This window comes from Actinophytocola sp. (assembly GCF_009379765.1).
Taxonomy (GTDB): Bacteria; Actinomycetota; Actinomycetes; order Mycobacteriales; family Pseudonocardiaceae; genus Actinophytocola.
On record NZ_WHTD01000250.1, the window covers coordinates 1 to 8652 of the forward strand.

At 70.6% G+C, this 8652-nt stretch carries 9 protein-coding genes and 1 pseudogene; 1 reads left to right on the plus strand and 9 read right to left on the minus strand.

Annotated elements, in window-relative coordinates:
* From GEV28_RS40745 to GEV28_RS42930, 9 genes and pseudogenes are all read right to left on the minus strand, one after another.
* A partial coding sequence (locus tag GEV28_RS40745) for an acyl-CoA dehydrogenase family protein (protein WP_291419522.1) occupies positions 1 to 151 on the minus strand: 151 nt, incomplete at its 3' end.
* A 5-nt stretch (positions 152 to 156) separates the two neighbouring features.
* The gene (gene ahcY / locus GEV28_RS40750) at positions 157 to 1608 is read right to left on the minus strand and encodes an adenosylhomocysteinase (RefSeq protein ID WP_291419503.1); all 1452 of its coding nucleotides are present in this window, start codon (positions 1606 to 1608) and stop codon (positions 157 to 159) included.
* A complete protein-coding gene (locus GEV28_RS40755; RefSeq protein WP_291419505.1) occupies positions 1605 to 2600 on the minus strand; it encodes a carbohydrate kinase family protein in 996 nt (331 codons plus the stop codon). Before GEV28_RS40755 ends, ahcY begins: the two co-directional genes overlap by 4 nt.
* Before the next feature lie 9 nt (positions 2601 to 2609).
* A complete protein-coding gene (metK, locus tag GEV28_RS40760) occupies positions 2610 to 3818 on the minus strand; it encodes a methionine adenosyltransferase (RefSeq protein WP_291419506.1) in 1209 nt (402 codons plus the stop codon).
* Positions 3815 to 5014 carry a thiolase family protein gene (locus GEV28_RS40765; protein ID WP_291419508.1) on the minus strand — a complete coding sequence of 400 codons (1200 nt, stop codon included), beginning with the start codon at positions 5012 to 5014 and terminating at the stop codon, positions 3815 to 3817. Before GEV28_RS40765 ends, metK begins: the two co-directional genes overlap by 4 nt.
* Entirely contained in the window at positions 5011 to 6033 is a 1023-nt protein-coding gene (locus GEV28_RS40770; protein ID WP_291419511.1) for a bifunctional 2-polyprenyl-6-hydroxyphenol methylase/3-demethylubiquinol 3-O-methyltransferase UbiG, read from the minus strand. Before GEV28_RS40770 ends, GEV28_RS40765 begins: the two co-directional genes overlap by 4 nt.
* A 112-nt stretch (positions 6034 to 6145) precedes the next feature.
* On the minus strand, positions 6146 to 6526 hold the full coding sequence (locus GEV28_RS40775) for a LysE family transporter (RefSeq protein WP_291419513.1): 381 nt from the start codon (positions 6524 to 6526) through the stop codon (positions 6146 to 6148).
* A 167-nt stretch (positions 6527 to 6693) separates the two neighbouring features.
* Positions 6694 to 7395 carry a chloride channel protein gene (locus GEV28_RS40780; protein ID WP_291419515.1) on the minus strand — a complete coding sequence of 234 codons (702 nt, stop codon included), beginning with the start codon at positions 7393 to 7395 and terminating at the stop codon, positions 6694 to 6696.
* Between the two features lie 209 nt (positions 7396 to 7604).
* Positions 7605 to 8120: pseudogene (locus tag GEV28_RS42930) on the minus strand (chloride channel protein); the annotation flags it as partial.
* Between the two features lie 208 nt (positions 8121 to 8328).
* On the opposite strand from GEV28_RS42930, the gene GEV28_RS40790 reads away from it, so the two are divergent.
* The coding region (locus GEV28_RS40790) for a TetR/AcrR family transcriptional regulator (RefSeq protein WP_291419520.1) at positions 8329 to 8652 on the plus strand (324 nt) is incomplete at its 3' end.

The following is an 8652-nucleotide window of genomic DNA, read 5'->3' on the forward strand; positions in this document are numbered from 1 at the left end:
CCGCGTTGAAACCCGCACGCACCAACGCATCACGAGCCTCCACCGGGAACCGCTCCCGCTCATCGACCTCCGCCGCATGAGGCGCGATCTCCCTCTCCGCAAGCGCCCGCACAGCCGCACGCAGCGCCTCGTGCTCCTCGCCGGCGTTCACGGCGGCTAGTACCGGTAGTGGTCCGGCTTGTACGGACCCTCGACGTGCACGCCGATGTACTCGGCCTGCTTCTTCGACAGGACGGTGAGCTTCACCCCGAGCGCGTCCAGGTGCAGCCGGGCGACCTTCTCGTCGAGGTGCTTGGGCAGCACGTACACCTGCCGCTCGTACTCGGTCGGCTTGGTGAACAGCTCGATCTGGGCGATCACCTGGTTGGTGAACGAGTTGGACATGACGAAGCTGGGGTGGCCGGTGGCGTTGCCGAGGTTGAGCAGCCTGCCCTCGGACAGGACGATCACCGTGTGCCCGTCGGGGAACCGCCACTCGTGCACCTGGGGTTTGATCTCGGTGCGCACGGCGCCGGGGAACCGGTGCAGCCCGGCGATGTCGATCTCGTTGTCGAAGTGGCCGATGTTGCCGACGATGGCCTGGTGCTTCATCTTCGCCATGTGGTCGGCGGTGATGATGTCGAGGTTGCCGGTGGAGGTGACGAAGATGTCCGCCGTGGCGACGACGTCCTCGAGGGTGGTGACCTGGTAGCCGTCCATCGCGGCCTGCAGCGCGCAGATCGGGTCGATCTCGGTGATCACCACGCGGGCGCCCTGCGCACGGAGCGACTCGGCGCAGCCCTTGCCGACGTCGCCGTAGCCGCACACCACGGCGACCTTGCCGCCGATGAGGACGTCGGTGGCGCGGTTGATGCCGTCCACGAGGGAGTGCCGGCACCCGTACTTGTTGTCGAACTTGGACTTGGTGACCGAGTCGTTGACGTTGATGGCCGGGAACAGCAGCTCGCCCGCGGCGGCGAGCTCGTAGAGGCGGTGCACGCCGGTGGTGGTCTCCTCGGTGACGCCGACGATGCCGTCGGCGATGTGGGTGAACCGCCTCGGGTCCGCGGTGAGCGAGTCACGCAGCACGTCGAGCACGATCCGGTACTCCTCGGAGTCCGTCGTCAGCGGTTGCGGCACGACACCCGCCCGCTCGAACTGGACTCCCTTGTGCACCAGCAGGGTGGCGTCACCGCCGTCGTCAAGGATCATGTTCGGCCCGACGGTGGCGCCGCGCTCGTCGGTGAAGGTGAACAGGCGCTGCGTGCACCACCAGTACTCCTCGAGCGTCTCACCCTTCCAGGCGAACACCGGCACGCCGGCCGGCTCATCCGGGGTGCCGGTCGGGCCGACGACCACGGCAGCGGCGGCGTGGTCCTGGGTGGAGAAGATGTTGCAGCTGACCCACCGGACGTCGGCGCCGAGCGCGACGAGCGTCTCGATCAGGACCGCGGTCTGCACCGTCATGTGTAGCGAACCGGCGATCCGCGCGCCGCGCAGGGGCTGGGCGTCGGCGTACTCGGCGCGGATCGCCATCAGGCCGGGCATCTCGTGCTCGGCGAGGGTGATCTCCTTGCGCCCGAACTCGGCGAGGGCGAGGTCCGCGACCTTGAAGTCGGTGATGCTCATGCGCTTTCCTTCACGAGGGTGTTGTCCAGGTAGGACTGTGCGGCGGCGCCGGCGGCGGGTCCGTAGGTGCTGCTGATCCGCTCGACGAACGTCTCGGGGACGATGCGGTACTCCTGGGTGCCGATCGTCTCAAGCACCAGGGTGGCGAGCATGCACCCGAGCTGTGCCGAGCGTTCCTGGTCGAACCGCCGGGCGATGCCGGCGAGGAACCCGGCGCGGAAGGCGTCGCCGACACCGGTCGGCTCGGTGCCACCGGCCGGTGTCACGACCGGCACGATCACCGTGGCGCGCTCGCAGCTCTCGATCGACGCGCCGAGGCGGCCGCGGGTGGTGACCCAGGTGCCGACCCGGTCGAGCACGTCGTCGTCGGCCCAGCCGGTCTTGTAGGTCAGCAGGGTGCGCTCGTACTCGTTGGTGAACAGATAGGCGGCACCGTCGACAAGCTCGCGGATGTCCTCGCCGGTCATCCTGGCCAGCTGCTGGGACGGGTCGGCGACGAACGGCACGCCGAGCTCGCGGCAGTCGGTGGTGTGCCGCAGCATCGCGTCGGGGTCGTTCGGGCTGACCACGACCAGCGGGTCGGCGAGCCCGGCCAGGATGGGCGCGAGCTCGATCTCGCGTGCTTCGTCCATGGCACCGGCGTAGAACGTGGCGATCTGGTTGTGCGCTGTGTCGGTGGTGCACAGGAACTTCGCGGTGTGCCGGGTCGTCGAGTACCGCACGTGGTCGGTGTTGACGTTGTGGTCGGCGAGCCAGGTGCCGTACTCGGCGAAGTCCGCGCCCACCGACCCGACGAGCACCGGCGCGTGCCCGAGGCAGCCGAGGCCGTAGGCGATGTTGGCGGCCACCCCGCCGCGCCGGATCTCGAGCTCGTCGGCCAGGAAGGACAGTGAGACCTTGTCGAGCTTGCCCTCCATGAGCTGGTCGGCGAACCGGCCGGGGAACACCATCAGGTAGTCGGTCGCGATGGACCCGGTGACGACGATGGTCACGTCAGCTCCTCATGCCACGGCGGTCGCGGTCACCCCGGCGTCGGCGGCGAGCGCCTCGGCACGGTCTGTCTGCTCCCAGGTGAAGTCGGTGTCGTCGCGGCCGAAGTGGCCGTACGCGGCGGTCTTCGTATAGATCGGCCGGTGCAGGCGCAGGTAGTCGCGGAACGCTGCCGGGCGCAGGTCGAAGTGCGCGTCGACCAGCTCGACGATCCGCTCCTTGGGCACCCGCTCGGTGCCGAACGTCTCCACCAGCAGCGACAGCGGCCTCGCCATCCCGATGGCGTAGGCGACCTGCACCTCCGCGCGGTCCGCGAGCCCGGCCGCGACGATGTTCTTCGCGACGTAGCGCGCCGCGTACGCGGCCGACCGGTCCACCTTGGACGGGTCCTTGCCGGAGAACGCGCCGCCGCCGTGCCGAGCGAACCCGCCGTAGGTGTCCACGATGATCTTGCGGCCGGTGAGCCCGGCGTCGCCCACCGGGCCGCCGATCACGAACCGGCCGGTCGGGTTGACGAAGAAGTTGGCGCGCAGGGCCTTGGTGTCGTACAGCTCGGCCGGGATCACGTCGGTGACCACGTACTCCCACAGGTGGCTGGGGATCCGCGCCTCGACGCCCTCCTCGTGCTGGGTGGAGATGAGCACCTTCTCCACCGCGACCGGCACGTTGTCCTCGTACCGGACGGTGACCTGGGTCTTGCCGTCCGGTCGCAGGTAGGGCAGGTCGCCGTTCTTGCGGACCTCGGTGAGCCTGCGGGCGAGCCGGTGCGCGAGCGCGATCGGCATCGGCATCAGCTCGGGCGTCTCGTTGGTGGCGTAGCCGAACATCATGCCCTGGTCGCCGGCGCCGACCCGGTCGAGATCCTCCGTGCTCGCGCCGTCGCGCGCCTCGTGCGCGGTGTCCACGCCCTGCGCGATGTCCGGCGACTGCTTGTCCAGCGCGCTCAGCACGCCGCAGCTCTCGGCGTCGAACCCGCAGGCCGCGGTGTAGCCGATGCGCCTGATTGTTTCCCGCACGATCGCGGCGATGTCGAGCTGGTCGGGCGTGGTGATCTCGCCCGCGACCACGACGAGGCCGGTAGTGAGCATGGTCTCGCAAGCCACCCTCGAGTACGGGTCCGCGGTCAACGCCGCGTCCAGCACGGCGTCGGAGATCTGGTCGGCGATCTTGTCCGGGTGTCCTTCGGTCACCGACTCGGAGGTGAACACGAACTCGGTCATGACGGGCTCCTTTGCTGCCGGCCGAACAGGTGGATCACGCTGACCACGTTGTCGTCGCCGTGCCAGCCGCCGGCGTTCTGGGTCAGTCCGATGCGGGCGTCCGGCACCTGGCGGCGACCGGCGTCGCCGCGCAGCTGCTGGACGATCTCGACGATCTGCGCGAGGCCGGTCGCGCCGATCGGGTGGCCGCGGGCGAGCAGGCCGCCGCCGGTGTTGACCGGTCGCCTGCCGCCGAGCGTGGTCTCGCCACTGCGCACGAGCGCGGCACCGCCGCCAGGCTCGGCGAGCCCGAGCTGCTCGGTGATGATCAGCTCGGCGGACGCGGCGGCGTCGTGGACCTCGACGCAGTCCAGGTCGTCGGCGCCGAGCCCGGCCTGCTCGTAGGCCGCGGCGGCCGCGGCCTCGGTGACGCTGTGCGAGCCGTCGGCCGGGGCGGTGTGGTTGACCGACGCCAGCACGGTGACCCCTGGTGTGTCCGCCGGCCGATGATCCGCGCCGACAATCACGACCGCGGCGGCCCCGTCGGAGATCGGCGAGCACATCGGGAGGGTGAACGGCCCCACGATGTGGCGGGCGGCGAGGACGTCGGCGACGGTGAGCTCGGCGCCGAACTGCGCGACCGGGCTCAACGCCCCGTTGTGCTGGGCCTTGACCACGACCAGCGCCAGATCCTCCGGGGTGGCGCCGGTCCTGTCCAGGTAGCGCTGCGCGGACTCGGCGTAGAGGTCCATCAGGAACGATCGGCCGGCCGGCAGGTCGGCGGGCACGGTGTCCATGTCCACCGACCCACCGATCGCCGCGAACGAGCGGGCCTTGTCCGGGTGGGTCATCTTCTCCGCGCCCACCGCCAGCACGATGTCGTGCTGGCCCGTCGCCACGCTCTGCCAGGCGAGGTGGAACGCGGTCGATGCCGACGCGCATGCGTTCTCCACATTGGACATCGGGATCTCGCCGAAGCCCAGCGGCCGCAGGGCGAACTGCGCGGCGAGCATCTCCTGCCCGGTGATCGAGCCGGCCACCGCGTTGCCGAAGAAGCACGCCTGGATGTCGGCGACGGTGCGACCGGCGTCCTTCAGTGCACCGGTCACCGCCTCCCCGGTGAGATCCTTGAACGTGCGGTTCGGCTGCTTGGCGAACCGGGTCATGCCGATGCCCGCGACGTGGACCGGCCTCAGTGCCTTTGATACCGGCGTCATCGCCGGCAGGTGATGTAGGTCCACGTGCAGGGGAACGACTCCTGCGCCGGGAACAGCTTCTCCAGGCTGTAGCGGATGAGGAACCGCCGGTCGCGCAGCGCGTCCTCGTCCGGCTCCCGACCGTCCACCTTGGGCGACCCGCCGACCCAGCTGAGCACGCCGTCGTGGTAGGTGTGCAGCAGTTGGCACCACTCGTCGACCTGCGCGTAGATCGTGGCGTCGAAGACGTGCAGGACGGTGAACCCGGCGTCGCCGAACGCGTCCAGGTACTCCTCGAGCGGGCGCACCGGGACGAACACCTTCTCCCGCAGCCGGGTGTGCCCGGCCATCGCCGCGCCGTCCTCGAGCGTCTCGCGGTACCGTTCGAACGCAGGCTCTCTGGCGACCAGGTCGGCGGCGATCTCGTTGACCTTGGCGACGGTCTCGTCGATGATCCAGTCCCCCGGCCGGCGCAGGGGGTTGCGCAGGTTGGCCGAGCCGGTGAAGGTCAGCCCGCCGGGCCGCAGGACCCGCGCCCAGGAGTCCAACGTCTCGGCCAGGTTGTAGTACAGATGGATCGCGTTGGTGGAGGTGATGGCGTCGGCCCGCACGCGCCCGTCGAGCACCTCGTCGAGGGTCTGCAGACGGCGCTCCGCCTTCAGGTACTCGAGCAGCCGGAACGCGACCCGCTCGTCGTCGCGGAAGTTCTCCAGCGCGACCCGCAGGAACTTCGATGACGCGTCGACGTTCAGAATTCCGACCGGATACCCGATGCCGGAAAGCAGCCGGCGAGCGAGAATGCCGGTGCCGGCCGAGTAGTCGACGAGCAACTTGTTCTCGCCGAGCGCGGCGAGAACCTGTGCGACCGTCGGCTCCAGATTCTTGTACCAGCTGTGCGCACCGACGCTGTCGTAGCTGAGTCCGAATTCTTCGACGGGGTGGCGAACCCAGTCGGCATCCGGAATGCGGTCGAATCCCTGCGGCCAGTCGAACGCGGTTGCAGAACGGTCATGCCCGGCGCGAACCTGAGTCACGGTCATGTGCGAACTCCATTCTTTCCGCTCCTATCGTCCGGCGCACGGAACGGCGCCAACAGCCGGTTCGCGGCACAAATTCATGCGCCTCGCGTTTGTGGACTCGGCACAACTCTGATCATTCGAGAACCAGTGCGAGGCCGAACGCCACGAACAGCGCACCGGCGACTCGGTTCACCGCGACCCGGGCGCGCCGATACCCGTCGCGTACGCGGCCCGTCGAGAACAGCAACGCCACGCCCAGGTGCCAGAGCGCTGAGCTGACCACGATCAGCACGACGGCGCACGCGCCCAGCCAACCCGGGGCGGTCGGCGGGAGCAGCGCGGTGAGCACGGCGCCGAAGAACAGCATCGCCTTCGGGTTCGTGAGGTTGGTGAGCAGACCACGCAGGAAGGAACGGCGCAGCACGCCCGATCCCGGGTCGAGCGGCCGCGCCGCGTGCCGGACCAGCCGGCGGCCGAGCCACACCAGGTAGGCGCCGCACGCGCCACGCAACACCGCGACCGGCTAGTCCCCCGCCGCGAGCAGCGGCACCACGCCGAAGGTCGCCGCACCGGCGAGAATCGCCCCACCGGATGATGATCAGCACGTTCGGGCCGGGGATGACCGCCGCGGCCAGGTACACCACCAGGATCTGCGCCAACACGGCCGTCGGGTGCGACCCGTCACCGCCCGACGCCCGGACCGACTCCGGCGCGGGCGACAGTCCGGGTGTAGACGGTGTCGGGCGAGATCACCCGGCCGGCCACGGCGGCCGCGACGAGCGCGTGCGGAGCCAGCCCGACCAGCCCGGACAGCTCGACGACGAGCACCGCCGCGGTGGCCGGGATCCGCGCGGCGCCCGCGACGACCGCCGTCATGCCGACCAGGGCGTACCCGGCTACGTGCCCGGTTGCCGTACCCCAGGCCGCGCCCAGGGTGGCGCCCACGAACAGCAGCGGCGCGAACACCCCGCCGACCCCGCCGACGGCGAGCGTGAGGCACACCGCGACGATCTTGCCCACGGCCAGCGCCAGCAGCAATGCGAGCGGGTACACCCCGGCGACGACCGGCCCGACCACCGTGTTGCCGACGCCGTACAGCTGCGGCAGAGCCAGGAGCAGGGGCCCGAGCAGGACCCCTCCTGCGGCCGGTCGCAGCCACGACGGGCCCCGCCAGACCCGGTCCGTGGCGTGCTGCGTGGTGTGGATCGACACCCCGAATGCGGCGCCCACCAGGCCCCCGAGCACACCCAGTCCGGCCACCCCGAGCCCGAACGCCGCGGCGAGCTCAGGGGAACGGACGACGGCCCGATCCGCGGCTCGACGCCGAGCACCCAACGCCGGAGGATCGTTGCCACGCACGCCGACATCGCCAGCAGCGCGCACGCGTGCCCGAGCTCCGCCAGCACCCGCGCCCGCCCGCCCCACGACCGCGACGTGCGCTCACGGGCGAGCGGATCGCCACCGGCCAGGACCGCGAGCCCCCGCAGCTCGGCCGCGGCACAGGTCGGGTCCACCGCCAGGAGCGGCCTCGCCAGGAACAGCTCGAGCGCGAACACCACACCCGTGGCCGGGGCGTCGAAGATCGCCGCCGTCGCCGCCGCGGTCCCGCAGCCGACGAGCAGCCGCACCGATCCCACGGAAACCGCGGCACGCCGGCCGAGCAGCGGGCCGATCGCCGAGCCGGCCACCACGGCGGGTCCCTCCCGGCCGAGCGAGCCACCCGTCCCGAGGCACAGCCCCGCGGAGACGGTGCGCACGGCCGCCGACCGAAGGCCGACCCGGCCGTCGCCGGCGACCGCCAGCAGCACGCCCGGGACGCCCAGACCCCGGGTGCCCGGCGCAAGCCGGTGCACCAGCACGCCGTAGCCGAGCCCGCCCAGCACCGGCGCGCACACCAGGCACTGCGGCCCGAGCCAGGATCCCGAGCCGCCGGGCGTCCGGCCGGGCCGGTGACCAGCGCGGTGATGCCGTCGACCAGCAGCCACAGTGCGATCGCGGCGGCACCGGCGCCCGCGCCGGCGACCACGGCCAGGCCGGCGACCCGCCACCGCACGGGCACGCTCATCGGGCGGCTCCGTCAAAGGGTGTTCTGGCCGCAACGGGCACACCGGAGATCCTCGTTCATGGCGACTCCTGATCGTCCGCCTTCCATCGTCGCGCGTCGCTCACCCGAGCAATACCCGCGCGCGGCCACGAATTCGACGACGTCGTTTTGTGCCGGTACTACAAATCGCCGCGTACACGACAACCGTTCGCGGTGCGAAACGAGTACCATTGACGTATTCGACGAGCAAGGACCGAACGATAATGGCAACGGTGAACGGGCAGAACAGGGACAGCGGCCGCGACCGAGTGAGTCGCGCCGCTTATGAGCTGTTCAGCCGGGAGGGCACCGCCGCGGTCGGGGTCGACGCGATCATCGCCAAGGCCGGCACCGCCAAGATGACCCTCTACCGCAATTTCCCGTCCAAGACCGACCTCATTCTCGACTTCCTCCAGCGCCGCGAACGGCTCTGGACCGAGGAGTGGCTGCAGGCCGAGAGCCAGCGCCGCGGAACCACGCCCGCCGAACAGCTGCTCGCCATTTTCGACGTCTTCGGCGAATGGTTCGCCAAGCCCGACTTCGAGGGCTGCGCGTTC